The organism is Ramlibacter tataouinensis (assembly GCF_001580455.1).
Taxonomy (GTDB): Bacteria; Pseudomonadota; Gammaproteobacteria; order Burkholderiales; family Burkholderiaceae_C; genus Ramlibacter; species Ramlibacter tataouinensis_B.
In genome coordinates, this window is sequence record NZ_CP010951.1 from 2,255,432 (window position 1) to 2,281,603 (window position 26,172).

Below are 26,172 nucleotides of genomic sequence, written 5' to 3' on the forward strand. Positions count from 1 at the left end.
CGGCAGCGCCTCATCCGCGCACCAGCATCGTGCAGCAGCCTCGTGCAGCACCGTTCTGAGTCATTAACGCCCCAACCATTGGTGTCGTGCACTGCATAGCCAAAAGCGCATGGCACGCTCCCTGCTAGGCTGAGTTCAACCCCTTTTCACAACAGGAGAGACTCAGTGGATTCCCAGAAGATCGCCCGGCGGATGGTCCTTGCAGCGGTGACCCTGTCCGGCGCCGCATTCGCGCAAACCACCCCGGCCGCGCCCGAGCCCGACTACACCGCCTCCGTCAACGTCGGGGCGGTCACCGACTACCGCTACCGCGGCATCTCCCAGACGCGCCTGAAGCCGGCGCTGCAGGGTGGCGCGGACTTCGCGCACAAGAGCGGCTTCTATGTGGGCGCCTGGGCGTCCAGCATCCGCTGGATCGAGGACACCGGCGACATTGCCCCGCGCACCAATATCGACGGCCCGGTCGAACTGGACCTCTACGGCGGCTACAAGTTCAGCGTCGGCGACTTCGGCATCGACCTCGGCGTGCTGCGCTACGAGTACATCAGCAACAACCTGCAGGACGCGGGCGGCGGTGGCATCTTCAAGAACGCCAACACCACCGAGGTCTACGCCGCCGGCACTTGGGGCCCGGCGACGCTGAAGTACTCGTATGCGCTGACCAACCTGTTCGGCAACTACAACTTCGCAACCAACGAAAACACCAAGGGCAGCGGCTACCTCGACCTGAGCGGCACCTTCGACCTGGGCGTCTGGGGCCTGACGCTGACGCCGCACGTCGGCCATCAGTGGGTCAACAACCTGGACGTCGCCAGCTACACCGACTACTCGCTGACGCTCGGCAAGGACTTCGGCAACGGCCTGTCGGTCTCGCTCGCCGGCGTGGGCACGGATGCCGACAAGTCGTTCTACGCCAGCCCGGTGAACGGCAAGTTCATGGGCAAGAGCGGCCTGGTCGCGGGCGTCAAGTACACCCACAGCTTCTGATCACGGCCCTTTCAAAGGAGCAAGCATGAAACTCGTCACCGCCATCATCAAACCCTTCAAGCTGGACGAGGTGCGCGAAGCGCTGTCCGGCATCGGGGTGCAGGGCATCACCGTCACCGAGGTCAAGGGCTTCGGCCGGCAGAAGGGCCACACCGAGCTGTACCGCGGCGCGGAGTACGTGGTCGACTTCCTGCCCAAGGTCAAGATCGAAGCGGCGGTGGCCGACGATCTGGTCGACCGCGTCATCGAAACCGTCGAAGGCGCCGCCCGCACCGGCAAGATCGGCGACGGCAAGGTTTTCGTGTACGACCTGGAGCAGGTCGTCCGCATCCGTACCGGCGAAACCGGCAAGGAAGCGCTGTAAGCGCACCGAGCAGAAGGAGAGCTCACCATGAAATCGTTCATTGCTTCCATCGTCCTGGGCCTGGGGCTGCTCGCCGGCAGCGCCGGCGCCATCGCCCAGGCCCCGGCCGCGGCGCCGGCGGCGGCCGCTTCCGCCGCGCCCGCGGCTGCAGCCACCGAGGCCACGCCGGCGGCGGCTCCCGCCGCCGCGGCTGCCGCATCGGCCCCGGCCGCCGCCGCTTCGGCGCCCGCGCTCGTGCCCAACAAGGGCGACACCGCCTGGATGACGGTGGCCACCGCGCTCGTGATCTTCATGACCATCCCCGGCCTGGCGCTGTTCTACGGCGGCCTGGTGCGCAGCAAGAACATGCTGTCGGTGCTGATGCAGGTGTTCGTGGTCACCTCGCTGATCTACGTGCTGTGGGCGCTGTACGGCTACAGCGTGGCCTTCACCGCCAACAACCCCTTCATGGGATCGTTCGACAAGCTGTTCCTGGGCGGCATCACTCCGGACTCGGTGGCCGCGACCTTCAGCAAGGGCGTGGTGATTCCGGAGTTGACCTTCGTCGCCTTCCAGGCCACCTTCGCCGCCATCACCTGTGCGCTGATCGTGGGCGCCTTCGCCGAGCGCATCAAGTTCTCGGCGGTGCTGCTGTTCGTGGTGCTGTGGTTCACCTTCAGCTACCTGCCGATCGCGCATATGGTCTGGTACTGGGACGGCCCCGACGCGATCACCGACGCGGCCTCGCTCGAGAAGGTCACGGCCGCGGCCGGCTGGCTGTGGGCCAAGGGCGCGCTCGACTTCGCGGGCGGCACCGTGGTGCACATCAACGCCGGCGTGGCGGGCCTGGTGGGCGCCTATGTGGTGGGCAAGCGCATCGGCTACGGCAAGGAAGCGCTGGCGCCGCACAGCCTGACCCTCACGATGGTCGGCGCGGCGATGCTGTGGGTCGGCTGGTTCGGCTTCAACGCCGGCTCCAACCTGGAAGCCAACGGCCTGGCCGCCCTGGCATTCACCAACACGCTGTTGGCCACCGCCGCCGCCACGCTGTCCTGGATCGCCGGTGAGGCCCTGTCCAAGGGCAAGGCCTCGATGCTGGGTGCCGCCTCCGGCGCGGTGGCCGGCCTGGTGGCGATCACGCCGGCCTGCGGCTTCGTCGGCGTCAAGGGCGCGATCGTGATCGGCCTGCTGGCCGGCCTGGTCTGCCTGTGGGGCGTCAACGGCCTGAAGCGCCTGCTCGGCGCCGACGACTCGCTCGATGTGTTCGGCGTGCACGGCGTGGGCGGCATCCTGGGCGCGCTGCTGACGGGCGTGTTCGCCGCGCCCTCGCTGGGCGGCACGGGCATCTGCAACTACGTGACCAACAAGTGCGGCGACGCCGCCGACTGGCCCGGCATCGGCGCCCAGGTGCTGACCCAGGCGACCGGCGTGCTGACCACCATCGTGTGGTCCGGCGTGGTGGCCTTCATCGCCTACAAGGTGGTCGACCTGGTGATCGGACTGCGCGTCACCGAGGAAGAGGAACGCGAAGGGCTGGACATCTCCAGCCACGGTGAGACGGCCTACAGCCGCTGACCCGGATCAGGCAAGAGCAAGCAATCCTCCTTTGGACTTGGCCCGCGCGAGCTTCGGCTCCGCGGGCCTTTTTCTTACCGAGGGCCGCCGCCCTCAGGCGAAGCGCAGACGCACGCGCGGGCCGTCAAGCTCGAGGCCCACGCCCTCGGCCCGCGCCAGCGCCTCCACGTCCTGCCAGTCGAGCGCGCGGTAGGGCGTGTCGCCGGCGTAGCCCGGCGTTCCCTCGGTGGGGCGCAGTTCCAGGGTGAGTTCCAGCCCGGAGCCGGCGTCGTGCGCCGCCACCACCAGTTCGGCCGGCGAGGCCGCCCGGTCGGTCAGCGCCAGCAGGCTGGCTGGCAGCACGCTGCGCATCGCGGCGCGCGAGACCTCGCGCGCCTGCGCGCCCATTTCGTCCTTGATGCTGAAGCCGCGGAAGTTGAACCGGCTGCGCATCAGGCCCAGGGTCTCGCGCACGCCGGCATCGACCGCCACGCGCACGTCGCCCTCGGGCGCCAGCCAGCTGACCACGTCCAGGCTGGACTGCACGGCGGCGCGCGCATGGCCGTTCACCTTGGACATGCTCTGGTGGATCTGCTCCAGGTCGGGCGCGCCCGATTGCAGCCGGCGTTCCATCACGTCCGTGATCATGCCGATGGGCTGCAGGTGGACCACCATCTGGTGGCGCATGGCGAAGGCCAGCCGGCGCAGCAGCGCATAGCGCGCGGCTTCGGCGCGCCGTTCCGGCGCGCTGGCGGCAGGTGGGTTCGGTTCAGCTTGCATGTCGAGGCCAGACCCGATGTTAGGGAATCGCAGGAAATTCCGCTGCGGCCGGGCCCGGCGCGGGGCGGCACAATGAACCGGTATGAAGCCGTCCAGCCCGCTCACCGGCGCGATCCCGTCGCGGCCCGACGCGCGGCTGGGCAGCGTTGCAGTGGAGGGCCTCGCATGAAACTGCAGTGGGAGCGGGTCACTGCGCAGCCGGACGCGCTGGGCGAGTCGCCGTTCTGGCATCCGGCAGAGCGCGCCCTGTACTGGGTCGACATCCCGCAGTGCCAGATCCGGCGGCTCGGCCCCGGCGGCGCCACCGAGAGCTGGCCCATGCCCAGCGAGCCCGGCTGCATCGCGCCGGTGCGCGGCGGCGGCCTGGTGGTCGCCTTGCGCGACGGCATCTACCGGGCCCGTGCCTGGCAGTCAGCCTTGACCTGCGTCGCCCGGTTCAGCCACGACCCGGCCCTCATCCGCTTCAACGACGGCAAGGCCGATCCCGAAGGGCGCTTCTGGGCCGGCACGCTGTACGAGCCGCGTGATGCGCGCAAGGCCGAGCTGTACAGCATCGACCTGCGCGGCGGCCAGCGGCCGCTGGTGCAACTGAAGGCGATCAACGCCACCGTGGCCAATGGCCTGGCCTGGTCGCCGGACGCCAGTGTCTTGTACTGGACCGACACCACCCGGCACCTGATCCAGGCCTGGGACTGGGATGCGCGCAGCAATGCCATGCGCCGCCACCGCGTGCTGCGCGAGTTCGCGCCCAAGCCGGCCGGCTGGACGCCGGGCCAGCCCGGCTACGGCGGCCGACCCGACGGCGCCGCCGTCGACCAGCAGGGCAACTACTGGTGCGCGATGTTCGAGGGCGCCCGGCTGCTCAAGCTCTCGCCGGAGGGCCGGACGCTGGCCGAGATCGAGCTGCCGCTGCGCTGCCCCACCATGCCCTGTTTCGGCGGCGAAGACCTGCGCACCCTGTACCTGACCAGCGGCCGCGAGAAACGCCCGGCCGAGGAACTGCAGGCCATGCCCTGGTCGGGCCACGTGATCGCCGCCCGCGCCGACGTGCCCGGGCTGCCGGTGAATTTCGTCAGCGGCTGACGCCGGAAATTTCAAAGGCGGGGGCGCGGCCGCGGCGCAGCCGGGCCATTACCATCTCAGCGATGGATTCCGGGCTCGAGTCACTGATCGCGCGCGTGCGCCTCGCCGCCGAAGCGGGCACGCCGCTGCGCATCCGCGGCGGCGGCAGCAAGGACTTCTATGGCGAGGCGCCGCAGGGCGAACTGCTGTCGACCCTGGCCTTCGCCGGCATCACCAATTACGAGCCGAGCGAACTGGTGGTCACGGTGCGCGCGGGCACGCCACTGGCGGAACTCGAGGCGGCGTTGGCCGCGCAGGGCCAGTGCTTGCCCTTCGAGCCGCCACACTTCGCCGGCGGCGCCACCGTCGGCGGGATGGTGGCGGCGGGCCTGGCGGGGCCGGCGCGCGCCAGCGCGGGGTCGGTGCGCGACTTCGTGCTGGGCCTGTCGATGATCAACGGCCGCGGCGAATGCCTGAGCTTCGGCGGCCAGGTGATGAAGAACGTCGCCGGCTACGACCTCTCGCGCCTGATGGCCGGCGCGCTCGGCACGCTCGGGCTGATCAGCGAGGTCAGCCTCAAGGTGCTGCCGGTGGCGCCTGCCGAGGCCACCTTGCGCTTCACGATGACGCAGGCCCAGGCCCTGCAGGCGCTGAACGAATGGGGTGGCCGGCCGCTGCCGCTCAATGCCAGCTGCTGGATGCAGGATGGGGAGGGCGGCACGCTCTGGCTGCGCCTGCGCGGCGCGGTGGCGGCGGTGGAGGCCGCCGGCCGCACGCTCGGCGGCGAACGGGTGCGCGAGGACGAAGCGGCGGCGCACTGGCTGGCCTGCCGCGACCAGCGGCTGCCCTGGTTCGCCGCGCGCGCCGGTCGCGCGCTGTGGCGCCTGTCGGTGCCGCAGACCGCGCCGGTGCTCGAGCTGCCGCCGGCGCCGCTCGTCGAGTGGCATGGGGCGCAGCGCTGGTTGCTGGCGGGCGCCGGCGAAGCCCTGCGCATCCGCGAGGTGGCGCAGCGCGCCGGCGGCCACGCCACGCTGTTCGCGGCGGGCGGGGAGAGCGGCGCGGCGGTGCCGCGCTTCGCGCCGCTGGCGCCGCCGCTGGACCGCATCCATCGCGAGCTCAAGCGCCAGTTCGATCCGGCTGGCATCTTCAACCCGGGCCGCCTGTACGCGGCGTTCTGAAGGTCAAGGGCCTGTTAACGCTATAGGAGGACTCGCGTGACCCAGGAAACGGGCGCCATCAAGGCGCAAAGCACAGCCGGGGTGGGGCCCCGGCGAGCATTTGCAACGCGGAGGGAGCCCGTTTCCTGGGTCACCCTTCGGGCCGGTGGCTGGCAGGCCGCATGGCGTCGTTGCGACCTCGCTGTGTGCGCGAGCACACGGCCTCGGCCGCGCCTAGCCCTGCAGCCTGCCAGCTACCGGCGCGAGCCCTCCTATAGCGTTAACAGGCCCTAATGCAAACCCACCTGTCCGCGGAGTTCAAGGACACGCCCCGGGGCCGCGAGGCGGATGCGATCCTGCGCGCCTGCGTGCACTGCGGCTTCTGCACGGCGACCTGCCCCACCTACCAGATCCTGGGCGACGAGCTCGATGGGCCGCGCGGCCGCATCTACCTGATCAAGCAGGTGCTCGAAGGCGCGCCGCCCACGCGCCAGACCCAGCTGCACCTGGACCGCTGCCTGACCTGCCGCAACTGCGAGAGCACCTGTCCCAGCGGCGTGCAGTACGGGCACCTGGTGGACATCGGCCGCCAGGTGGTCGACGAGAAGGTGCCGCGGCCGGCCGGCAGCCGGGCGCTGCGCTGGCTGCTGAAGGAAGGCCTGACTTCGCCGCTGTTCGCGCCGGCGATGAAGCTGGGGCAGGGCGTGCGCGCGCTGCTGCCGCGGGCGCTGCGCGCCAAGGTGCCGCCCCGGCAGGACGCCGGCCGCTGGCCGCAGCGGGTGCACGCGCGCAAGATGCTGCTGCTGCCCGGCTGCGTGCAGCCGGCCATGATGCCCAACATCAACAGCGCCACCGCGCGCGTGCTGGACGCCGCGCAGATCCAGGCGGTGGTCGCGCCCGGCACCGGCTGCTGCGGCGCCATCCGCTACCACCTGAACGACCAGGACGGCGGCCGCGCGCAGATGCGCGCCAACATCGACGCCTGGTGGCCCTTCATCGAGGGCGGTCAGGTCGAGGCGATCGTGATGAACGCCTCCGGCTGCGGCGTGACCGTCAAGGAGTACGGCCACGCGCTGGCCGGCGACCCGGCCTATGCGGCCAAGGCGCGGCGGGTGAGCGAGCTCACGCGCGACCTGAGCGAGCTGCTGCCCGAGCTGGTGCCCGCCCTGCGCGGCCGGGTGCGCGCGCCGGCCGGCACGCTGGCCTTCCACCCGCCCTGCACGCTGCAGCACGGCCAGCAGCTGCGCGGCGGCGTGGAGCGCCACCTCGCGGAACTGGGCTTCACGCTGCGCCTGGCGCCCGGCGAGTCGCACCTGTGCTGCGGCTCGGCGGGCACCTACTCGCTGCTGCAGCCGGCCATGGCGACGCAGCTGCGCGACCGCAAGCTGGGCCAACTGGGGGCGCTGCAACCGGCCGCCATCCTGTCGGCCAACATCGGCTGCATCACGCACCTGCAAAGCGGCACCGACACGCCCGTCAAGCACTGGGTGGAGGTGCTGGATGCGGGCCTGGTCCACTGAATCACTGAAACCGCCAATGTTTCAGCGGACTGCGCGCTGAGCGCCGATCCCTGCGGCCACCATGCCGGTGGCGCACAATCGGCCGGATCACAGCGCGGAGGCCCGTATGAGCAGCATCTACGATTTCAAGGCGAAGCAGATGGACGGCAAGCTGGCGCCGCTGTCGAAGTACCGCGGCCAGGTGATGCTGATCGTCAACACCGCCAGCGCCTGCGGCTTCACGCCGCAGTTCGGCGGGCTGGAGGCGCTGCACAAGACCTACGGCGAGCAGGGACTGGTCGTGTTGGGCTTTCCGTGCAACCAGTTCGGCGCCCAGGACCCGGGCAGCAACGAGGAGATCGCGCAGTTCTGCCAGTTGAACTTCGGCGTGAGCTTTCCGATGATGGCCAAGATCGACGTCAACGGCGACGCGGCCGATCCGCTGTACAAGTGGCTCACCCAGGAGGCGCCCGGCCTACTCGGCAGCACCGCGATCAAATGGAACTTCACCAAGTTCCTGGTCGGCAAGGACGGCCAGGTGCTGAAGCGATTCGCGCCCAACGATGCGCCCGAGTCGCTGGGCAAGGACATCGAGAAGGCGCTGGCGGCCTAGCCGACGCTGAACCGGCCTCAGGACTCCTGGTCCGGCCAGGCCGACCAGACCGCCGCCACCAGGATCAGCGCGCCGCCGAGCCAGGTGCGCGGCTCCAGCGTCGACGCGCCCAGCGCCACCGACGTGACGCTGGCGAACACGATCTCCGACAGCATGATGAGCGCGGAGGTGTGGGCGGGCAGCCGCGATGCGCCGTACTGCAGCGCCATGTTGCTCACCAGGAAGCCCAGGCTCAAGGCCAGGCCGACGCCGGCCCAGTCGGCGCGCGGCACCGGCAGGGCGGTCACCACGCCGAGCGCCGTCCCGGCCAGGGCGGCCGCCGCGGCCAGCCCGGCGCCGCCCAGGAACATGGCGAGGATGCGCGGGGCCGGCGCCACATGCCGGAGCTTGCGCAGGACGATGTTGGTCAGCGCGAAGCTGAAGCCGGCGGCCAGCGCCAGCCAGTCGGCCAGCGATTCGGGCACCGGCCACGGCGTGTCCGGCCCCTTGAGCACGACGAAGACGCCGGTCATCGCCAGCAGCAGCCGCAGCAGCGAGGCGCCGCTCGGCTGCTCGCCCAGCATCGGCCAGGCCAGCACCACCGTCCAGGCCGGCATCAGGTAGAACAGGAGCACCACGCGCACCACGTCGCCAACGGTCACGCCCCAGTTGAAGCCGACATTGGTCAGGCCCGCCGCGAGCATCAGCAGCCACAGCATCGGCTCGCGGGCCAGGGCGCGCCAGGCATCGGGGCGCGCGAGCAGCAGCAGCGACAGCGAGACGAGGTAGATCAGCGCCGTCGCCCACAAGGGATGCAGCCCCAGGCGCTGCAGCTCACGGAAGGGCCACCACGACACGCCCCAGACGAAGGCGTTGAGCGTCAGGGCCAGGGCAGGCCACAGCCTGCCGCCGCGCTCAACCATGCACCTTGTCGTGACGCGCGACCTGCAACAGGTGCTCGATCTCCTCGGGGTACTTGACGCAGTTGTTCTGGTGCCAGCGCATGATCACCAGCATGATGCCGGCGACCACAAGGCCGAAGGCGGTGATCGCGCCGAAGGCCGTCAGCCCCAGGCCGGTGGACAGGCTGTAGAAGGCGCCGAGGCCCAGGATGCAGGCCTGCTCGTTGAAATTCTGCACCGCGATCGAGCGGCCCGCGCCCATCAGGTTGTGGCCGCGGTGCTGCAGCAGCGCATTCATCGGCACCACCAGGAAGCCGCCCAGGCCGCCCAGCAGGATCAGGAAGGGCGCGGCCACCCACACGTTGTCGATGAAGTTCATCACGATGATCAGCACCCCCATCAGGATGCCCATCGGGATCACCTTGGTGGCGATGTCCAGGCGCATCCGCATCGACGCGATGATCGCGCCGACGGCGGTGCCGATCGCCACCACGCCGCCGAGAGACGAAGCCTGCGTGGTGCTGTAGCCCAGGGCAGCCGCGCTCCACGCCAGGATGATGTAGCGCAGGTTGCCGCTGACGCCCCAGAACAGCGTCGTCGTCGCCAGCGAGATCTGCCCCAGCTTGTCGCGCCACAGGCGCGAATTGCAGGTCCAGAAGTCAGGCACCAAGTCGAGCGGGTTCTTCGGCAGCGGCCGCATCTCCACACCGGTGTGTGGAATGCGCAGGTTGAACCAGGCGGCCAGCACGTAGATGAAGATCAGCACCGAGATGGCCGCTTCCGGCGGCGTGTCGATGCCGGTGTCGAGCACCGGCAGGTCGATGTTCAGCAGGCGCGCCGACACCGCATGGCCAATCAGCTGCCCCCCCAGCACGATGCCCAGGATGATCGAGGCGATGGTCAGGCCCTCGATCCAGCCATTGGCCTTGACCAACTGCGAAGGCGGCAGCAGTTCGGTGAGGATGCCGTACTTGGCCGGCGAGTACGCCGCCGCGCCCAGGCCCACCACCGCATACGCCAGCAGCGGGTGCGATCCGAACAGCATCATGAGGCAGCCGACGATCTTGATCGCATTGCTCGCGAACATCACCGTCCGTTTGGGGTAGGCGTCGGCGCTGGCGCCCAGCCAGGGCGCCAGCACGACGTAGAACAGCGCGAAGATCGGCACCAGGGCGGCGCGCTGCCATTCGGGGCCGCCACCGGACTTGATCAATTCCACAGCGCCCACGAAAAGCGCCTGGTCCGCCAGCGACGAAAAGAACTGGGCGGACATCAGGGTGTAAAAACCGCGCTTCATGGGCTGGGGCGCATCCGTCCGCAGCGCGGCCGGTCATTCTTTTGGGGCTGTCTCCAGGCGATTGGGGTTTATATCACGGGGGTTGATGACAAAATCCCCGGGAAGGGCCCACTGGCGGGCCTTCCAGCCCCATGCCCCGTCCGATCGCCGCCACCATCCACCTCGAGGCGCTGCGCCACAACCTGGCCCGCCTGCGCCGCGCCGCACCCGACGCGCGGGTCTGGGGCGTGGTCAAGGCCAATGCCTACGGCCACGGCATCGAGCGCGTGTTCGAGGGGCTGCGCGGCGCCGACGGCTTCGCGCTGCTGGACCTGGCCGAAGCCGGGCGCGTGCGCGCCCTCGGCTGGCGCGGGCCGATCCTGCTGCTCGAGGGCGTGTTCGAGCCGCGCGACCTGGAACTGTGCTCGCGCCTGGGGCTCTGGCACACGGTCCACTGCGCGGAGCAGATCGACATGCTGGCGATGCACAAGACGCAGTCGCCGCACCGGGTGTTCCTGAAGATGAATTCGGGCATGAACCGGCTCGGTTTCGCGCCGGCGCACTTCCGCAGTGCCTGGACGCGCCTGGAGGCGCTGCCGCAGGTCGACGAAATCACCTTGATGACGCACTTCAGCGACGCCGACGGACCCAAGGGCGTGGCGGCGCAGCTGCAGGTGTTCCGGGACGTCACGCGCGACCTGCCGGGCGAGCGCTCGCTGGCCAACAGCGCCGCCGCGCTGCGCTTCGGCGGCGATGCCGAGGTGCGCGGCGACTGGATCCGGCCGGGCATCGCGGCCTACGGCAGTTCGCCCGACTTTCCCGATCACGACATTGCGCACTGGGAGCTGCAGCCGGCGATGACGCTGGCGGCCCGCATCATCGCCACCCAGGAACTGCAGCCGGGCGACACGGTCGGCTACGGCTCCAGCTTCACCGCCGATGCGCCGCTGCGCATCGGCGTGGTGGCCTGCGGCTACGCCGACGGCTACCCGCGCCATTGCAGCACCGGCACACCGGTGCTGGTGAATGGCAGGCGCACGCGGCTGGTGGGCCGCGTCAGCATGGACATGCTCACGGTGGATCTCAGCGGCCTGCCCGATGCCGGCACCGGCAGCGAAGTCACGCTGTGGGGCCGGGCTGCGGGCGGCGCCGTGCTCGCCATCGACGAAGTCGCCCGCGCCGCCGGCACGGTCGGCTACGAGCTGATGTGCGCGCTGGCGCTGCGGGTGCCCGTGTCCGTCGAATGAGCGAGGACTGGAGCGCGCAGGCGTACGAGCGGCGCAAGCGCGGGTTCATCGAAAGCCGGCGGCGGCATCGCTCGGCCTAGTTCGAGGCCTCCCTGATCTTCGCCGTCATCGGGTCGGTGGGCTGGCTCAGCAGCTGGCTGCTGCGCGGGATGGGTTTGCACAGCTTGCCCATCCGGTTCCGGTGAGCGCGCTCAGCGCTTGCGCATTCCCAGCATCATCACCGCCCCGACCACGATCAGCGCGCCCATCACCTGCACCGGCGCGATCGCCTGGCCCAGCACCAGCCAGGCGAGCACCAGGGCGAACACCGGCTCCACGTTCATGATCGCCGAGTTGCCGACCACGCCCAGGCGCGGCAGCACCGTGAACATGATGGTGAACGCGGTGCCGTAGAGGAAGGTGAGCGCGGCCAGGCCGCCCCAGCCTGCGGCGGCGTTGGGCAGGTGCAGGCCACCTTGCGCCACGATGCTGGCGAGGGCCACCAGCGCCGCCATCGACATGGTGGTGGCGGTGCGCACGCGCCCGTCGACGTCGGCCGCTTCGTGCTGCGTGATCACCAGCGCCAGGCCGAAGGTGCCGGCCGCCGCCAGCGCGAAGCCGACGCCGGCGCCGATGCTGGCCCACTGGCCCGCCGCGCCCAGTCCGGAGGCGGCGCCCAGCACGTCGAGGGCCAGCGCCAGGCCGAACAGGATCACCGGCATGGCCAGCAGCATGGCGCGCTCGGGCCGCTGGCGGTACACCAGCCGCGCCCACAGCGCGGTCCAGATCGGGTAGGTGTTGAACGCCAGCAGCGCCAGCGCCACCGGCAGCCGCGCCACCGCCGAATACAGGCACAGGCTCTGCACCCCGATCAGCAGGCCGATGGCGGGCAGCGCGAACCGGTGCCGCGAGGTGAAGGCCAGTCGCACGCCCTGGGCGGCGAGGATGACGCCCAGCACCCCGGCGGTGACGGTGCTGCGGAACACCACCGCGGTGGCGACGTCGACCCCGTGGTTGAAGGCGATGCGGGCGGCGACGTGGTTGGCGCCCATCATCAGCGCGATCAGCAGCAGGGTGGCAAAGGCCGCGCCGCTGATCGCCTTGCCGGCGGGAAGGGTTGCGCTCAAGGGGGCTTGTTCCTGTTCTTGTTCAATAGAGTCCGCGCACACGCGCGTGCAGACGGGCCAGGCCCAGCAGCGCGTCGGTGAAGGGCGTGGGCACGGCCGTGAGCTGGCCGAGCTCGCGCACCACGCTGACCAGCGCGTCCAGCTCCACCGGCTTGCCGGCTTCCACGTCCTGCAGCATCGAGGTCTTGAAGGCGCCCAGCTTGCGCGTGATGGCGTGCCGATCCTGCGGCTGCTGCGCGATCGGGATGCCGATGCGCGCCCCGATCTCCCTGGCCTCCAGCATCACTGCATTGATCAGGCCGAGCACCAGCTCATCGTCCAGCAGGCGGTCGGTGGTGGCGCCGGTGATCGCGCTGATCGGGTTCACCGTCATGTTGCCCCAGAGCTTGTACCAGGCGTCCTTCTGGATCTGCTCGGACACCACGGCCTCGAAGCCGGCGCGTGCCAGCAGTGCCGCCAGTTCGTTCACGCGCGGGGTCTTCACGCCCGAGGGCTCGCCGATGATGAGACGGTTGCCGAAGTGATGGCGCACCCGGCCCGGCGCCTCCAGCGCGCAGCTGGCGTGCACCACGCAGCCGACGATGTGCGCGGCCGGCACCGCGGCGGCGATGCGGCCCGCCGGGTCCACCGACTTCAGCCGCGTGCCTTGCAGGGCGCCGCCGAAGCCCTCGAAAAACCACCAGGGCACGCCGTTCATGGCCGTGAGAACGATGGTCTCCGGCTTGAGCAGCGGCGCCATCGCCTGCGCCACCTCGACCATCGCCGGCGCCTTGACGGCGACGATCACCAGGTCCTGCGGCCCGAGCTGCGAGGGGACCTCGCTGGCCCGCACCGCCGCGCTCACCAGGTGCCCGTCCTGATGCAGCCGCAGGCCGTCGCGCTGCAAGGCTTCCAGTGTCGCGCCGCGCGCCACCGCACTCAGTTCGCAGCCGGCCTGCGCGAGCCGGGCGCCCATCCATCCGCCGATTGCGCCGGCGCCGTAGATGCAGGCCTTCATTGCCGGTAGCCCGGATCGATGCGATCGACGCGTCGCACCAGTGCGTCGAACACGTCCTGTCCGGCGCCGAACTGCTGGTCGAACTGAAAGGACTCGGTGGTGGTCCTGATCGCAATGGCCTCGCTCACCGGGATGGCCGGGCCGAGGGCGGCCTGCGCCAGCTGGACTTCGCACGCGCGCTGCAGGGTCCACAGGCGCGCCAGCGCCAGCGGCAGCGTGGGCGCCCAGCTCACCAGCCCGTGGTTGCGCAGGATCAGCAGCGGCTTGCCGCCCATGCTGCGCAGCACCCGCGGGCCTTCCTCGGCGTGCACCGTGATGCCCTCGAAGTCGTGGTAGGCCACCATGTCGTGCAGCTGCGCCGAGTAGAAGTTGTTTTGCGCCAGGCCGCTGCGCGTGCAGGCCACCGCCAGGCCGGCGGTGGTGTGCGTGTGCATCACGCAATGGGCGCCCTCGACCTGGCCGTGGATGGTCGAATGCAGCGTGAAGCCGGCCGGGTTCACCGGCCAGGGGCTGTCGTCCAGCTTGCGCCCTGCCTGGTCGATCTTGAGCAGGTTGCTGGCGGTGACCTCGCTGTAGTGCAGTCCGAACGGGTTGATCAGGAACTGCTGGTCGCCGCCGCTCACGCTGCCGGGCAGGCGCAGCGTGATGTGGTTGTAGATCATCTCGGTCCAGCCGAGCAGATCGAAGATGCGGTAGGCGGCGGCCAGCTGCACGCGCGAGCGCCACTCGTCGGGGTGCATGCGGGCCGCGGCCTGCGGAACTGCGCTCATGGTCGCTTCTCCAGTTCTCAATAGGTCTTGCTGGCGGGCAGCGGCGCCGGCGCGCCGGCGTCCTTGAACTTGGCCGCCAGCGCGCTGGTCGCGGTCGCCAGCAGGTTGTTGTCCAGGCCGACGGCGATGAAGGTCGCGCCCAGTTCCAGGTACTTGCGCGCCACCGCCTCGTTGGGGGTCAGGATGCCGGCGCCCTTGCCCGCCTTGCGGATGCGCGCGAGGGCGTCTGCGATGGTGGCCTGCACCTCGGGGTGCATCGGGTCGCCGACATGGCCCATGGCCGCCGACAGGTCGGCCGGGCCGATGAACACGCCGTCCACGCCTTCGGTGCCGGCGATCGCGTCCAGGTTGGCCATGGCCTCGCTGGTCTCGGCCTGCACCAGCAGGCAGACCTGCGCATTGGCTTCCCTGGCGTACTGCGGATAGCGGCCCCAGCGCGAGGCGCGCGCGCCGCCCATGCCGCGGATGCCGCCGGGCGGATAGCGCATGGCGCGCACCAGCTGCGCCGCCTGCGCCGCGGTATCGACCATCGGCACCAGCAGGGTCTGGATGCCCAGGTCCAGGTACTGCTTGATCAGCGCGATGCCGACGTTGCCGTGGCCCACCGGCACCCGCGCGATGGCGTGGGTGCCGGGGTAGCCGGCGATCACCTGCGCCTGCGCCAGGATGCTGCGCAGGTCGTTCGGGGCGTGCTCGCCGTCGATCAGCAGCCAGTCGAAACCGGCGCCGGCGCAGATCTCCGCGGTATAGGCCGAGGCCAGCCCCATCCACAGGCCGATCTGCGGGCGGTTCTCCGCCAGCGCTGTCTTGAAGGGATTGACCGGTGTTTGCATGGCGCGTGCCTCTCAGGTGAAGGTGAATTCGAAACGGCCGAGCGGCCCGTAATCGGCGTCGAAGACGTCGCCTTCTTTCGCCGCCACCGGCCGGGTGAAGGAGCCGGCCAGCACGATCTCTCCGGCCTCCAGGCACTCGCCCCAGGGCGCGAGCTTGCGCGCCAGCCAGGCCACGCCGATGGCCGGATGCCCCTGCACGCCGGCGGCCAGGCCGGTCTCCTCGACGACCCCGTTGCAGCGCAGGATGGCGCCGCACCAGGGCAGGTCGAGCGCCTTCGGATCCATCTTCCGGCCGCCCAGCACGAGGCCGGCGTTGGCGGCGTTGTCGCTGATGGTGTCCTGCACTTTGCGCATCACCCGGGTGTGGCGGTCGAACTGCTCGATGCGGGCATCGATGATCTCGATGGCCGGCTGGATGCAGTCGGTGGCGCGCAGCACTTCCTCCATGCCGACCTGTTCGCCAGCCAGGCGGTGCTTCAGCACGAAGGCCAGCTCCACCTCGACCCGCGGCGCGATGAAACGGTCGGCGGGGACGGCGCCCGGCGCGAACAGCATGTCGTCCAGCAGCGTGCCGTAGTCCGGTTCGTCGATCTGGCTGGCCTGCTGCATCGCGCGCGAGGTGAGCCCGATCTTGTGGCCGATCGCGCGCCGGCCTTCGGCGAGCTTCATCTGCACCCAGGCGCGCGAGATGGCGTAGCCGTCCTCGATGGTCATGCCGGGGAAGCGCCTGGAAAAATGCTCGAGCTGCACGCGCGACTTTTCGCTCTCGTGCAGTTCGCGCGCCAGCCGGGCGATGAGGTCCTGGGAAAACATCAGGGCTGGAACAAGGGGTGGAGGTTGCCGTGCTTGCCGTCGTAGACCTGCCCGGGGCTTTCGTCGACCTGCAAGGTGATGCCCAGCAGCCGTTGCGCCAGCAAAGGCGCGAAATGCGACTTCGCGACCGCCAGCAGCCGGTCGCCCACCTGCTGCTTCACCGCGGCGCTGCGCCCGGCGCCGATGCGCAGGTTGAGGTAGACGAAGGCGTAGTCGCGCTGGCCGTCGGCCACCGCGGAGTGGGCGGCCGGATAGGCCAGCACGCGCGTGCCGCCGGTGGGAAAGACCTGCGCGCCGGCCTCGTCCCTGATCGTGAGCATGCAGTCGGCCAGCGCGCGGCACAGGCGCCCCATGTGGGCCTGCTGCTCGATGTTGGGCGTGTAGAGGATGACGAGGTGCGGCATGTTCCGATTCTCAGAGCCGGCGGCTCACGGCGGTGTAACCCTCGGCCGCGGAAGCCTGCGCCTTCGGGATGGCCGCGCCCGATTGCGGCGTGACCGGGAACACCGCGTTGAGCTGCCCGGTGCCGGAGGCGCCGAAGTAGGCGGTGACGATCTCGGCCTGGCCGTCGTAGCCGGACCAGCCGAGCGCGCCCAGCAGCATGGCGGTGTCGTGCATGAAGCCTTCGCCGTGGCCCTTGGCCGCGTACTCCGGCAGCATGCCGCAGAAGGCCTGCCACTCGCCGCCTTGCCACATGCGCAGCACCTCGCGGTCCAACGCTTCGAGGAAGGGGCTCCAGATCCGGAACGCGAACTCCGGCGCCAGCCCGTTCTGGGCGAAGCGATGCGACAGCGAGCCGCTGGCGAAGACGGCCACCGTGCCCTCGTACTCGTCCTCGATTGCCCGGCGGATCGCCCAGCCCAGCCGCGCGCTGTCGTCGAGGTAATGCGCCATGCACAGGGCCGACACCGACACCACCTTGAAGTGCCGGTCGGCGTTCATGTAGCGCATGGGCACCAGCGTGCCGTACTCCGGGGACAGCGTGGTGGCGTCGTGCGCCAGGGTCTCCACGCCCCAGGCATTGGCCGCCTTCGCGATGAGCTTGCCGAGCGTCGGATTGCCCGGGAACTCGAACGGCATGTTGCTGATGAAGTGCGGCAGCTCGTTGCTGGTGTACAGGCCCTGGAACTGCGGCGCGCAGTTGATGTGGTAGTTGGCGTTGACCAGCCAGTGGGTGTCGAACACCACGATGGTGTCCACCCCGAGCTCGCGGCAGCGCCGGCCGATCTCCTGGTGGCCGGCGATCGCATCGGCGCGGGTGCCCTTGCGCGGGCCGTCCAGCTCGCTCAGGTAGAGCGAGGGAACGTGGGTGATCTTGGCGGCGAGTGCCAGCTTGCCCATGTCAGCCTCCCCAGTGTGGAATGTGGTGGGAGCCCAGCGAGAGCGCGACGTTCTTCGGCTCTAGGAATACCTCGTAGCTCCAGGTGCCGCCCTCGCGCCCGGTGCCCGAGGCCTTGGTGCCGCCGAAGGGCTGGCGCAGGTCGCGCACGTTCTGGCTGTTGACGAAGCACATGCCGGCCTCGATCGCCGCGGCCACGCGGTGCGCGCGGCCGATGTTCTCGGTCCACACGTAGCTGGACAGGCCGTAGGCGGTGTCGTTGGCGATGCGGATCGCCTCCGGCTCGTCGGTGAACGGGATCAGGCAGGCCACCGGCCCGAAGATCTCGTCCTGCGCGATCTTCATGCGGTTGTCGACGTCGCCGAACACGGTCGGCGCCACGTAGTTGCCCTTGCGCACGCGTTCGGGAACGGCCGGCGCCTCCAGCCCGCCGCACAGCAGCGTGGCGCCTTCCCGGGCGCCCAGCTCGATGTAGCCGCGCACCTTGGCCAGGTGGGCCGGCGAGATCATCGGGCCGATGATGGTTTTGTCATCGAGCGGGTCACCCAAGCTGAGCCTGTTCGCCCGCTCGACGAAGCGCCGCGCGAACTCGCGATAGATCGACTGCTGCACCAGGATGCGGCTGCCGGCGGTGCAGCGCTCGCCGTTGTTGGAGAAGATCATGAACACCGCGGCGTCGAGCGCGCGCTCGAAGTCGGCGTCCTCGAAGATGACGAAGGGCGACTTGCCGCCCAGTTCCATGCTGAACTTCTTCAGCCCGGCCTCGCGGACGATGCGGTTGCCGGTGGCGGTGGAGCCGGTGAACGAGATCGCCCGCACATCCGGATGGCGCACCAGCGGCTCGCCGGCCTGCCGGCCGAAGCCGTGCACGACATTGAGCACGCCCGGCGGGATGCCCGCTTCCAATGCCAGTTCGCCCAGGCGCGCCGCCGTCAGCGGCGACAGCTCGCTCATCTTGAGCACCGCGGTGTTGCCGAAGGCCAGGCAGGGGGCGACCTTCCAGGTGGCCGTCATGAAGGGCACGTTCCACGGCGAGATCAGCGCGCACACGCCGACCGGATGGAACAGCGTGTAGTTCAGGTGCGTCTCGGTCGGGTAGGTGTGGCCGTCGACCCGCACGCACATCTCGGCGAAGTAGTGGAAGTTGTCGGCGGCGCGCGGCACCAGCTGCTTGCCGGTCTGCGCGATCGGCTGTCCGGTGTCCTGGGTTTCGGTGTGGGAGAGCTGTGCGACGTCCGCCGCGATCAGCTCGCCCAGGCGGCGCATCAGGCGGGCGCGCTGCGGCGCCGGCGTGGCGGCCCATGGCGGAAACGCCGCCTTCGCGGCGGCCACCGCCGCCTGCACTTCTTCTTCGCCGCCGCCGGCGACCTCGGCCAGCACCTCCTGTGTCGCAGGATTGACGGTCTCGAAGTAGTCGCGCCCGGTGACGCGCTTGCCATTGATCAGGTGTTCGATTCGCATCTCATGTGTGAAGCGGTTCTGCGCGGCGCTCATGCGACCGTGTTCATGAGGGCGCCTATGCCCTCGATCTCGGTGACCACCACATCGCCCGGGCGGCAATCGACCACGCCGTCAGGCGTGCCGGTCAGGATCAGGTCGCCCGGTGCCAGCGTCATGAAGCTGCTGAACCATTCGATCAGGAATGGCACGTCGAAGATCATGTCGCGCGTGTTGCCCGATTGCGTGAGCCGGCCGTTGACCGAGGTGCGCAGCGCCAGCGCCATGGGATCGGCGATGTCCGCGGCGTCGACCAGCCAGGGCCCCAGCGGCGTGGCGCCGTCGCGGTTCTTCACCCGCAGGTTGGGCCGGTACCAGTTCTCCAGGTAGTCGCGGATCGCGTAGTCGTTGGCCACGCTGTAGCCGGCGATGTGCGCATAGGCGTCTTCGCGGCGCACCCTTTTAGCGCTGCGGCCGATCACCACCGCGAGCTCGCACTCGTAGTGCATGAACTCCACGCCGGGCGGACGCCGGGTCTGCCGGCGGTGGCCGTTCAGCGCCCGCTCGCCCTTGAGGAACACCAGCGGCTCCTCGGGCGCCTTGAAGGCCAGCTCGCGCGCGTGGTCGGCATAGTTCAGGCCCAGCGCGAGGATGGTGCGGGGACGCTCCGTCGGTGCCAGCGGCGGCAGCCAGCGCACGTCCTCGAGCGCCACCCGCGAGCCGTCGTCCAGCAGCATCCGGCCCTCGCTTTCGATCGCGTGCTGCGCGCGGCCCTGGTACACGACGCGGGCGTGCTTCATGCGCCCTCCGCGACCAGGTGGGTGACGAGGCGGCCCAGCGCCGGCGCCCGGATCTCGATGGTGTCGCCGGCGCGTGCCAGCGGCCGGTTGGGTGCCAGTCCCAGCATCAGCACGTCGCCGGCGCCCAGCGTCATGAACTCGGCGACGTCGGCCAGCAGCCGGTGCGGCGGACGGACCAGCGCGTCGAAGCGCACGCTCTGCTTCAGCTCGCCGTTCACCCGCACTTCGAGCGCGAAGCGCGCCGGATCCTGCCCTTGGGCCGGTACCACCGCGCCCAGGCCGAGGAAGCCGTCCAGGCAGTTGGCCCGGACGGGCGGGCGGAAGTAGCTCGCCTGCGGCGTCGACAGGTCATTCACCAGCAGGAAGCCGCCGGCCTCGCCGGCCGGGTCGATCAGCATGCCGACGGTCGCGCCGATCTCGACCTGCGGCACGCCCGGCGGCACCGGGACCCGCGCTTCGCTGGCGCTCCAGGTGTTGGCCGGCTTGATGTAAAGCACCGGCGCCGCCGGCGGCGCCTTGTACGGCGCCTCGCGCATCCGCGGCGCCCAGGCCTCGAACTCCGCCCGGGAGTTCAGCAGCACGCCATAGACCGTGCGCATCGCCGGCAGGCCCGTCATGGCTGCTGCTCCATCGCGATCACCTGGTCGAGCAACTGGTACAGCTCGGCCAGCTGGCGCTTGCCCAGCTTGCCTTCCATCCAGCTGTAGTGGGCCTCGATGGTGCGCGAGAGCTTTTCCACCAGCTTCATGCCCTTCGGCGTGGCCTCGACCACGGTGCGGCGCTGGTCGGCCGGGTCGCGGGCGCGCCGCACCAGGCCGTCGCGTTCCATCCGCGCCAGCACGCCGGTGAGGCTGGGCCCCAGGATGTAGGCCTCGCGCGCGATGCGCCCGGTCTCCACCAGGCCGTGCTCGCCCAGCACTCGCAGCACCCGCCACTGCTGGTCCGACAGGCCGTGCTCGCGCAGGCTGGGCCGCGTGTGCGCCATCACGGCCTCACGGGCCTGCAGCAGCAGGCGCGGCAGGTTGCGGTGCTTGAAGGAGGTGGCCATGCGATTAGTTAACATGTTAAATGTCTGCGCGGCCCGGGGCAAGCACTGGATGGAGTTCCAGTTCCTCCGGCTATAGTGCGCCGGTCATGGCCAAGGAAAAAACCGTCTACACCTGCTCCGAATGCGGCGGCGCCAGCCCGCGCTGGCTGGGCAAATGCCCGCACTGCGAGGCCTGGAACACGCTGATCGAGACCGTGCCACAAGCGGCCGCCGGCACCAGGAACCGGTTCGCGGCCCTGGCGAAGACGGCCGAGGTGGCGGTGCTGGCCGACATCGAGGCGAGCGAGGAAGAGCGCACGCCCACCGGCATCGGCGAGCTCGACCGCGTGCTGGGCGGCGGCATCGTCGAAGGCGGCGTGGTGCTGATCGGCGGCGACCCCGGCATCGGCAAGTCGACGCTGCTGCTGCAGGCGCTGGACGGCCTGCAGCGCGCGCAGGTGCCCACGCTCTACGTGACCGGCGAGGAAAGCGGCGCGCAGGTGGCACTGCGCTCGCGCCGACTCGGCCTCGACAGCTCGCAGGTCAAGGTGCTGGCCGAAATCCAGCTGGAAAAGATCCTGGCCACCCTGAGCGCGGCGCGGCCGGCGGTGGCGGTGATCGACTCGATCCAGACCGTGTACTCGGACCAGCTCACCTCGGCGCCCGGCTCGGTGGCGCAGGTGCGCGAATGCGCGGCCCACCTCACGCGCGCGGCCAAGGCCAGCGGCACGGCGGTGGTGCTGGTGGGCCATGTGACCAAGGAGGGGGCGCTGGCCGGTCCGCGCGTGCTGGAACACATGGTGGACACGGTGCTCTACTTCGAGGGCGACACGCACTCGAGCTTCCGGCTGGTGCGCGCGATCAAGAACCGCTTCGGCGCGGTCAACGAGATCGGCGTGTTCGCCATGACCGAGAAGGGCCTCAAGGGCGTGGCCAACCCCAGCGCCATCTTCCTGTCGCAGCACAGCGAGCCGGTGCCCGGCAGCTGCGTGCTGGTCACGCTGGAGGGCACGCGGCCCATGCTGGTGGAGATCCAGGCGCTGGTGGACTCGGGCGGGCCCAGCCCGCGGCGCCTGTCCGTCGGCCTGGACCGCGACCGGCTGGCGATGCTGCTGGCGGTGCTGCACCGGCATGCCGGCGTGGCCTGCATGGACCAGGACGTGTTCGTCAACGCGGTCGGCGGCGTGCGCATCGGCGAGCCGGCGGCCGACCTGTCGGTGATGCTGGCGATCACCTCCAGCCTGCGCGGCAAGCCGCTGCCGCGCGGCTTCATCGCCTTCGGCGAGGTCGGGCTGGCGGGTGAAGTGCGGCCGGCGCCGCGCGGCCAGGAGCGGCTGCGCGAGGCCGCCAAGCTCGGCTTTTCGGTGGCGGTGGTGCCCAAGGCCAACGCGCCCAAGAAGGGCAGCCGCGAGATCGAAGGCCTGACGATCCACGCGGTCGACCGCATCGAAGAGGCGATGGAAGTGGTGCGGGCGCTGCAATGACGCGGGCCTACGCACTCGCCACAGGCCGGGTGCCGGCCCCCGCGGCCACAATCGGCGCATGAACTGGCAGAAGATCCTGTTTCCCATCCTGGCCGGGGTGGCGCTGGTGGCCGCCTGGCAGGGCTACGGCTGGGGCGGCGTGGCGCTGGTCGGCGGCGCCATCGTGATGTACCTGCTGCTGCACTTCAACCGGCTGATGCACGTCATCAAGAAGGCGGCGGACCGGCCCAAGGGCTACGTCGGCAGTGCCGTCATGCTCAACGCCAAGTTGAAACCCGGTGTGAACCTGATGCACGTGATGGCGCTGACCGAGTCGCTCGGCGAGCCGCTCACTCCCGAGGGCGCGCAGCCCGAGATCTTCCGCTGGACCGACCGCTCGCAATCCAGCGTCACCTGCGAGTTCGCCCGCGGCAAACTGGTGAAATGGACGCTGTACCGGCCGCCGGGTGACGAGGCGGCCGCGCCCTAGGCGTCGCCTTAAAATCACGGGCTCAAGCGAACCAAGGACCCAAGAATGAGTGCGTTACCGTCAATGGCCGACCGCGACGGCAAGATCTGGATGGACGGCGAGCTGGTGGAGTGGCGCGACGCCAAGATCCACGTGCTGACCCACACGCTGCACTACGGCTGCGGCGCGTTCGAGGGCGTTCGCGCCTACAACACCCAGAACGGCACGGCGATCTTCCGCCTGCAGGAGCACACCGACCGCCTGTTCAACAGCGCCAAGATCCTGCGCATGCAGATGCCCTTCACCAAGGAGCAGGTGAATGAAGCGCAGAAGCAGGTGGTGCGCGCCAACAAGCTCGAGAGCTGCTACATCCGGCCGCTCACCTGGATCGGCTCGCAGAAGCTCGGCGTCAGCCCCAAGGGCAACCGCATCCACCTGATGGTGGCGGCCTGGGCCTGGGGCGCCTACCTGGGCGAGGAAGGCCTCAAGAAAGGCATCCGCGTCAAGACCTCCAGCTACACGCGCCACCACGTCAACATCACCATGACGCAGGCCAAGGCGGTAAGCAACTACAGCAACTCGATCCTGGCCAACATGGAAGCGCTGGACGACGGCTACGACGAGGCCCTGCTGCTGGACAGCTCGGGCTTCGTGAGCGAAGGCGCCGGCGAGAACATCTTCGTGATCAAGGACGGCGTGATCTACACGCCCGACCTGTCGGCCGGCGCGCTCAACGGCATCACCCGCAACACGGTGTTCCACATCGCCAAGGACCTGGGTCTGGAAATCATCCAGAAGCGCATCACGCGCGACGAGATCTACATCGCCGACGAGGCCTTCTTCACCGGCACCGCCGCCGAAGTCACGCCGATTCGCGAACTCGATCGCGTGCAGATCGGCGCCGGCGCCCGCGGGCCGGTCACCGAGCGCATCCAGTCGGCCTTCTTCGACATCGTGAACGGCCGCAATCCCAAATACGCCCACTGGCTGACGAAGGTCTGAAGGCAATGGAAAAGCGCAAGGAAGCGGTGGTCGAACTGCTGGCCAAGGACCTCAACGCCAACGGCGGCGTGTTCTGCCCCAGCCCCACGGCCGGCATGAAGCTGTGGAACAACCATCCGCGCATCTACCTCGATGTGGCCCGCACCGGCGAAGCCAAGTGCGCCTACTGCGGCACCGTCTACAAGCTCAAGGCCGGCGAGCAATTCGGCGGGCACCACTGAGGCCCCCTGCACGGGCCCTGAACCGATGACGCGATCGCTGGTCGTTGCCCCGCAATGGATCGGCGATGCGGTGATGACCGAGCCGCTGCTGCGGCGGCTGCGCGCGCGCGGCGAGGCGCTGGCCGTGGGCGCGCTGCCCTGGGTGGCGCCGGTCTACCGGGCCATGCCGCAGGTCGACGAGGTCATCGAGTTCCCGTTCCAGCACGGCGGCCTGCAATGGCGGGCGCGCCGCGCCATCGCCCAACAGGTGCAAGGGCGCTTCGACGCCGCCTACGTGCTGCCGAACTCGCTGAAAAGCGCGCTGCTGCCGTTCCTGGCCAGCATCCCCCGGCGCGTCGGCTACCTCGGGGAAGCGCGGGTGGGCCTGCTGACGCACCGCCTCAAGAACCCCAAGGACAAGCCGCCGATGGTGGCGTTCTACTCGGCGCTGAGCGGCGACACCCAGGGCCTGGAAGGCGACCGCCCGCACCTGCAGCTCCCGTCCGCGCAGATCGAGGCGGCCATCGCCGCGGCCGGGCTGGCGCGCGGCGGCTACTACGTGTTCGCGCCGGGCGCCGAGTACGGGCCGGCCAAGCGCTGGCCGGCGATCCACTACGCCGAACTGGCGCGCACGCTGCCGCTGCCGGTGGCGCTGCTCGGCTCGGGCAAGGAGGCGCCGCTGTGCGAGGAGATCGCGCACGAGGCCGGCGCCGGGCGCTGCCTCAACCTGGCCGGCAAGACCTCGCTGCTCGATGCGTTCGCCCTGATCGCGGGTGCGAAGGCAGCGGTCAGCAACGACTCGGGGCTGATGCATGTCGCCGCCGCCTTCGGCGTGCCCCAGGTGGCGCTGTTCGGCTCGTCCAGCCCCAGGCACACCCCGCCGCTCAATGACCGGGCCACGGTGATCTGGTTGCGCGACGACCCCGCCTACCAGCCGCCGCTGGATTGCTCGCCCTGCTTCGAGCGCGAGTGCCCGCTGGGGCACACACGCTGCCTGGTCGACATCCAGCCCGAGCGCGTCAGGGCGCTCTGTTGAGCCTGCGGGCCAGGCGGTCACGCAACTGCCGAGGCAAAAAAAACAGCCACCTGAGGCGGTGGCTGTATCAAGTCCTTTGGAAGGACGTCGTTGGGAGACTTAATCGATCTATGTTTGGGGTGCCAGCGTGACAGCGGTGAGAGAACTTTAAGCGTCGCGTGAAATTTGTGCATCCCCTAACTGAGGGAGATGTGCACTCAAGAGCTCACCTTGGTTGCGATTGTCGTGATCTTCTTCACGAAGACACAAAGACGTTGAAGTCTTTTACATCGCATTACATCTGGTGACATGGAATGCGGAGCACGAAACAGGCGCCGCCGCCCAAGGGGCTTTCGCAGCGAACCGAACCGTGATGGCGCTGTGCGATCGAGCGCACCAGGGCCAGGCCCAGCCCGACGCCACCGTGGCGCTCGCTCGCGCCGGGCAGTCGGTAGAAGGGCTCGAAGATGCGCTCCTGCTCTGCCGATGGCACGCCCGGCCCATGGTCGCGCACCCGAAGCACCGCCTCTGCGCCTTCGCGGCGCAGCTCCACCTCGACGGGTCCCGTGCTGTAGCGCCTGGCGTTCTCGAGCAGGTTGCGCACGGCGCGCCGCAGCAGCTTGGCGACGCCCTGCACCACCAGCGCGCGGCCGTCGCCGCCCGGGGCCAGCTCCGCATCGGCGCGCGCGCATTCCTCGGCCGCCAGCCCGGTGAGGTCCACCGCTTCGACCGTTCCCAGCTCGGTTTCGCGCGCATCGAGGCGGCTGGCCAGCAGGATCTCGTCGATGAGTTGGTCGAGCTCGCCGATGTTGCGCCGGATCTCGTCCTGCGAAGCCTGCGAGGCGCCCGGTCCCATCAGCTCCAGGCCCATGCGGATGCGCGCCAGCGGCGAGCGCAGCTCATGCGAGGCGTTGGCCAGCAGCGACTTGTGCGCCTTGAGCAGCGCTTCCACGCGCTCCGCGGCGTGGTTGAAGCGTTGCGCCAAGAAGGCCAGCTCGTCCGAGCCGGATTCCTTGATGCGCACCGACAGGTCGCCCTCGCCCCAGCGCTCCACGCCCTTGCGCAGGTCCTCCAGGCGCTGCGTGAGCCGCCGGATGATCGGATAGGTGCCGATGGCCACGGCGACGGCCACCACCGCCAGCATCCACAGCAGCCCGCCGGGGCCGCGCCACCAGCTGCGGGCCGGCGGCGGCTCACCCGGCGCGCGCGGGCGCCGCGGCAACTGCACGAACAGGGTGCTGCCGTCCTTCATGTCGACCTGGAACTCCACGCCGCGCACCGGGTCGCGCATGGGCCGGGTGCGGTCCTGGCCCAGTACCTCGCCGGCCTGGTTGCGGATGATCACCTCGCGCTCGGGCACCTGCTCGTTGGACACCCGCAGCAGCCAGCCGAACGCGAGCGACAGCACCGCCACCGCGGCCACCACCGCGATCCAGATGCGCAGGTACAGGGGGAAGCGAAAGCGCGCCTGCCAGGGAGTCATCGCGTGCCGGACATGGTGT

General features: G+C 69.9%; 28 protein-coding genes. 13 read left to right on the plus strand and 15 right to left on the minus strand.

Annotated elements, in window-relative coordinates:
- The first annotated feature begins 165 nt into the window (after window positions 1–165).
- The 3 genes from UC35_RS10880 to UC35_RS10890 are packed head-to-tail and all read left to right on the plus strand — an operon-like array spanning window position 166 to window position 2,905.
- On the plus strand, window positions 166–987 hold the full coding sequence (locus UC35_RS10880; protein ID WP_227820524.1) for a TorF family putative porin: 822 nt from the start codon (window positions 166–168) through the stop codon (window positions 985–987).
- 25 nt (window positions 988–1,012) lie between these two features.
- A complete protein-coding gene (gene glnK / locus UC35_RS10885) occupies window positions 1,013–1,351 on the plus strand; it encodes a P-II family nitrogen regulator (protein WP_061499227.1) in 339 nt (112 codons plus the stop codon).
- 27 nt (window positions 1,352–1,378) lie between these two features.
- Window positions 1,379–2,905 carry an ammonium transporter gene (locus UC35_RS10890; RefSeq protein ID WP_061499229.1) on the plus strand — a complete coding sequence of 509 codons (1,527 nt, stop codon included), beginning with the start codon at window positions 1,379–1,381 and terminating at the stop codon, window positions 2,903–2,905.
- A gap of 93 nt (window positions 2,906–2,998) precedes the next feature.
- Here the strand turns inward: UC35_RS10890 and UC35_RS10895 are convergent, their stop codons facing one another.
- The gene (locus UC35_RS10895; protein WP_061499233.1) at window positions 2,999–3,664 is read right to left on the minus strand and encodes a hypothetical protein; all 666 of its coding nucleotides are present in this window, start codon (window positions 3,662–3,664) and stop codon (window positions 2,999–3,001) included.
- A gap of 165 nt (window positions 3,665–3,829) precedes the next feature.
- On the opposite strand from UC35_RS10895, the gene UC35_RS10900 reads away from it, so the two are divergent.
- The 4 genes from UC35_RS10900 to UC35_RS10915 all read left to right on the plus strand — a co-directional run bounded on the left by UC35_RS10900 (window position 3,830) and on the right by UC35_RS10915 (window position 7,995).
- Entirely contained in the window at window positions 3,830–4,747 is a 918-nt protein-coding gene (locus UC35_RS10900; RefSeq protein WP_061499239.1) for an SMP-30/gluconolactonase/LRE family protein, read from the plus strand.
- A 62-nt stretch (window positions 4,748–4,809) separates the two neighbouring features.
- On the plus strand, window positions 4,810–5,904 hold the full coding sequence (glcE, locus tag UC35_RS10905; protein WP_061499242.1) for a glycolate oxidase subunit GlcE: 1,095 nt from the start codon (window positions 4,810–4,812) through the stop codon (window positions 5,902–5,904).
- A gap of 272 nt (window positions 5,905–6,176) precedes the next feature.
- Window positions 6,177–7,403 carry a glycolate oxidase subunit GlcF gene (gene glcF, locus UC35_RS10910; protein WP_061499244.1) on the plus strand — a complete coding sequence of 409 codons (1,227 nt, stop codon included), beginning with the start codon at window positions 6,177–6,179 and terminating at the stop codon, window positions 7,401–7,403.
- A 106-nt stretch (window positions 7,404–7,509) separates the two neighbouring features.
- Entirely contained in the window at window positions 7,510–7,995 is a 486-nt protein-coding gene (locus UC35_RS10915; RefSeq protein ID WP_061499246.1) for a glutathione peroxidase, read from the plus strand.
- Between the two features lie 17 nt (window positions 7,996–8,012).
- On the opposite strand, the gene UC35_RS10920 is transcribed toward UC35_RS10915, so the two are convergent.
- Window positions 8,013–8,897 carry a DMT family transporter gene (locus UC35_RS10920; protein WP_061499249.1) on the minus strand — a complete coding sequence of 295 codons (885 nt, stop codon included), beginning with the start codon at window positions 8,895–8,897 and terminating at the stop codon, window positions 8,013–8,015.
- Entirely contained in the window at window positions 8,890–10,173 is a 1,284-nt protein-coding gene (gene lplT / locus UC35_RS10925) for a lysophospholipid transporter LplT (RefSeq protein WP_061499250.1), read from the minus strand. The genes UC35_RS10920 and lplT overlap by 8 nt, the downstream gene beginning before the upstream one ends.
- A gap of 131 nt (window positions 10,174–10,304) precedes the next feature.
- Here lplT and alr point away from each other — a divergent pair, with 131 nt between their 5' ends.
- Window positions 10,305–11,399, plus strand: a complete 1,095-nt coding sequence (gene alr / locus UC35_RS10930; RefSeq protein WP_061499253.1) for an alanine racemase — start codon at window positions 10,305–10,307, stop codon at window positions 11,397–11,399.
- Between the two features lie 191 nt (window positions 11,400–11,590).
- On the opposite strand, the gene UC35_RS10935 is transcribed toward alr, so the two are convergent.
- Genes UC35_RS10935 through hpaR form a run of 11 tightly spaced genes read right to left on the minus strand, consistent with a single transcriptional unit; the run spans window position 11,591 to window position 20,542 of the window.
- Window positions 11,591–12,505, minus strand: coding sequence for an EamA family transporter (locus UC35_RS10935; RefSeq protein WP_061499257.1), 915 nt, complete (start codon window positions 12,503–12,505; stop codon window positions 11,591–11,593).
- A gap of 22 nt (window positions 12,506–12,527) precedes the next feature.
- Window positions 12,528–13,502 (minus strand): 2-dehydropantoate 2-reductase, encoded by a 975-nt coding sequence (locus UC35_RS10940; RefSeq protein ID WP_061499260.1) that lies wholly within the window; start codon window positions 13,500–13,502, stop codon window positions 12,528–12,530.
- The gene (locus UC35_RS10945; RefSeq protein ID WP_061499263.1) at window positions 13,499–14,272 is read right to left on the minus strand and encodes a class II aldolase/adducin family protein; all 774 of its coding nucleotides are present in this window, start codon (window positions 14,270–14,272) and stop codon (window positions 13,499–13,501) included. The genes UC35_RS10940 and UC35_RS10945 overlap by 4 nt, the downstream gene beginning before the upstream one ends.
- Before the next feature lie 17 nt (window positions 14,273–14,289).
- A complete protein-coding gene (locus tag UC35_RS10950; protein ID WP_061499266.1) occupies window positions 14,290–15,105 on the minus strand; it encodes an HpcH/HpaI aldolase family protein in 816 nt (271 codons plus the stop codon).
- Window positions 15,106–15,117: 12 nt separating this feature from the next.
- Entirely contained in the window at window positions 15,118–15,918 is an 801-nt protein-coding gene (gene hpaH / locus UC35_RS10955) for a 2-oxo-hept-4-ene-1,7-dioate hydratase (RefSeq protein WP_061499269.1), read from the minus strand.
- On the minus strand, window positions 15,918–16,322 hold the full coding sequence (locus UC35_RS10960; RefSeq protein ID WP_061499272.1) for a 5-carboxymethyl-2-hydroxymuconate Delta-isomerase: 405 nt from the start codon (window positions 16,320–16,322) through the stop codon (window positions 15,918–15,920). Before UC35_RS10960 ends, hpaH begins: the two co-directional genes overlap by 1 nt.
- Before the next feature lie 10 nt (window positions 16,323–16,332).
- Window positions 16,333–17,259, minus strand: coding sequence for a 3,4-dihydroxyphenylacetate 2,3-dioxygenase (gene hpaD / locus UC35_RS10965; protein WP_061499276.1), 927 nt, complete (start codon window positions 17,257–17,259; stop codon window positions 16,333–16,335).
- A 1-nt stretch (window position 17,260) separates the two neighbouring features.
- Window positions 17,261–18,718, minus strand: a complete 1,458-nt coding sequence (gene hpaE / locus UC35_RS10970; protein WP_061503792.1) for a 5-carboxymethyl-2-hydroxymuconate semialdehyde dehydrogenase — start codon at window positions 18,716–18,718, stop codon at window positions 17,261–17,263.
- 29 nt (window positions 18,719–18,747) lie between these two features.
- Window positions 18,748–19,494 carry a fumarylacetoacetate hydrolase family protein gene (locus tag UC35_RS10975; protein WP_061499279.1) on the minus strand — a complete coding sequence of 249 codons (747 nt, stop codon included), beginning with the start codon at window positions 19,492–19,494 and terminating at the stop codon, window positions 18,748–18,750.
- Entirely contained in the window at window positions 19,491–20,111 is a 621-nt protein-coding gene (locus UC35_RS10980; RefSeq protein ID WP_061499281.1) for a fumarylacetoacetate hydrolase family protein, read from the minus strand. Before UC35_RS10980 ends, UC35_RS10975 begins: the two co-directional genes overlap by 4 nt.
- Complete coding sequence (gene hpaR, locus UC35_RS10985) at window positions 20,108–20,542, minus strand: homoprotocatechuate degradation operon regulator HpaR (protein ID WP_061499283.1); 435 nt, start codon at window positions 20,540–20,542, stop codon at window positions 20,108–20,110. The genes UC35_RS10980 and hpaR overlap by 4 nt, the downstream gene beginning before the upstream one ends.
- An 86-nt stretch (window positions 20,543–20,628) precedes the next feature.
- Between hpaR and radA the strand changes: the two genes are divergently transcribed.
- Genes radA through waaF form a run of 5 tightly spaced genes read left to right on the plus strand, consistent with a single transcriptional unit; the run spans window position 20,629 to window position 24,691 of the window.
- On the plus strand, window positions 20,629–22,005 hold the full coding sequence (gene radA / locus UC35_RS10990; RefSeq protein ID WP_061499285.1) for a DNA repair protein RadA: 1,377 nt from the start codon (window positions 20,629–20,631) through the stop codon (window positions 22,003–22,005).
- A 58-nt stretch (window positions 22,006–22,063) separates the two neighbouring features.
- A complete protein-coding gene (locus tag UC35_RS10995; RefSeq protein WP_061499288.1) occupies window positions 22,064–22,474 on the plus strand; it encodes a hypothetical protein in 411 nt (136 codons plus the stop codon).
- A 45-nt stretch (window positions 22,475–22,519) separates the two neighbouring features.
- Entirely contained in the window at window positions 22,520–23,455 is a 936-nt protein-coding gene (locus tag UC35_RS11000) for a branched-chain amino acid transaminase (RefSeq protein ID WP_061499292.1), read from the plus strand.
- 5 nt (window positions 23,456–23,460) lie between these two features.
- Window positions 23,461–23,676, plus strand: coding sequence for a zinc-finger domain-containing protein (locus UC35_RS11005; RefSeq protein ID WP_061499294.1), 216 nt, complete (start codon window positions 23,461–23,463; stop codon window positions 23,674–23,676).
- Window positions 23,677–23,701: 25 nt separating this feature from the next.
- The gene (waaF, locus tag UC35_RS11010; RefSeq protein ID WP_061499298.1) at window positions 23,702–24,691 is read left to right on the plus strand and encodes a lipopolysaccharide heptosyltransferase II; all 990 of its coding nucleotides are present in this window, start codon (window positions 23,702–23,704) and stop codon (window positions 24,689–24,691) included.
- Window positions 24,692–24,965: 274 nt separating this feature from the next.
- On the opposite strand, the gene UC35_RS11015 is transcribed toward waaF, so the two are convergent.
- On the minus strand, window positions 24,966–26,153 hold the full coding sequence (locus UC35_RS11015) for an ATP-binding protein (protein ID WP_061499300.1): 1,188 nt from the start codon (window positions 26,151–26,153) through the stop codon (window positions 24,966–24,968).
- Between the last annotated feature and the right edge of the window lie 19 nt (window positions 26,154–26,172).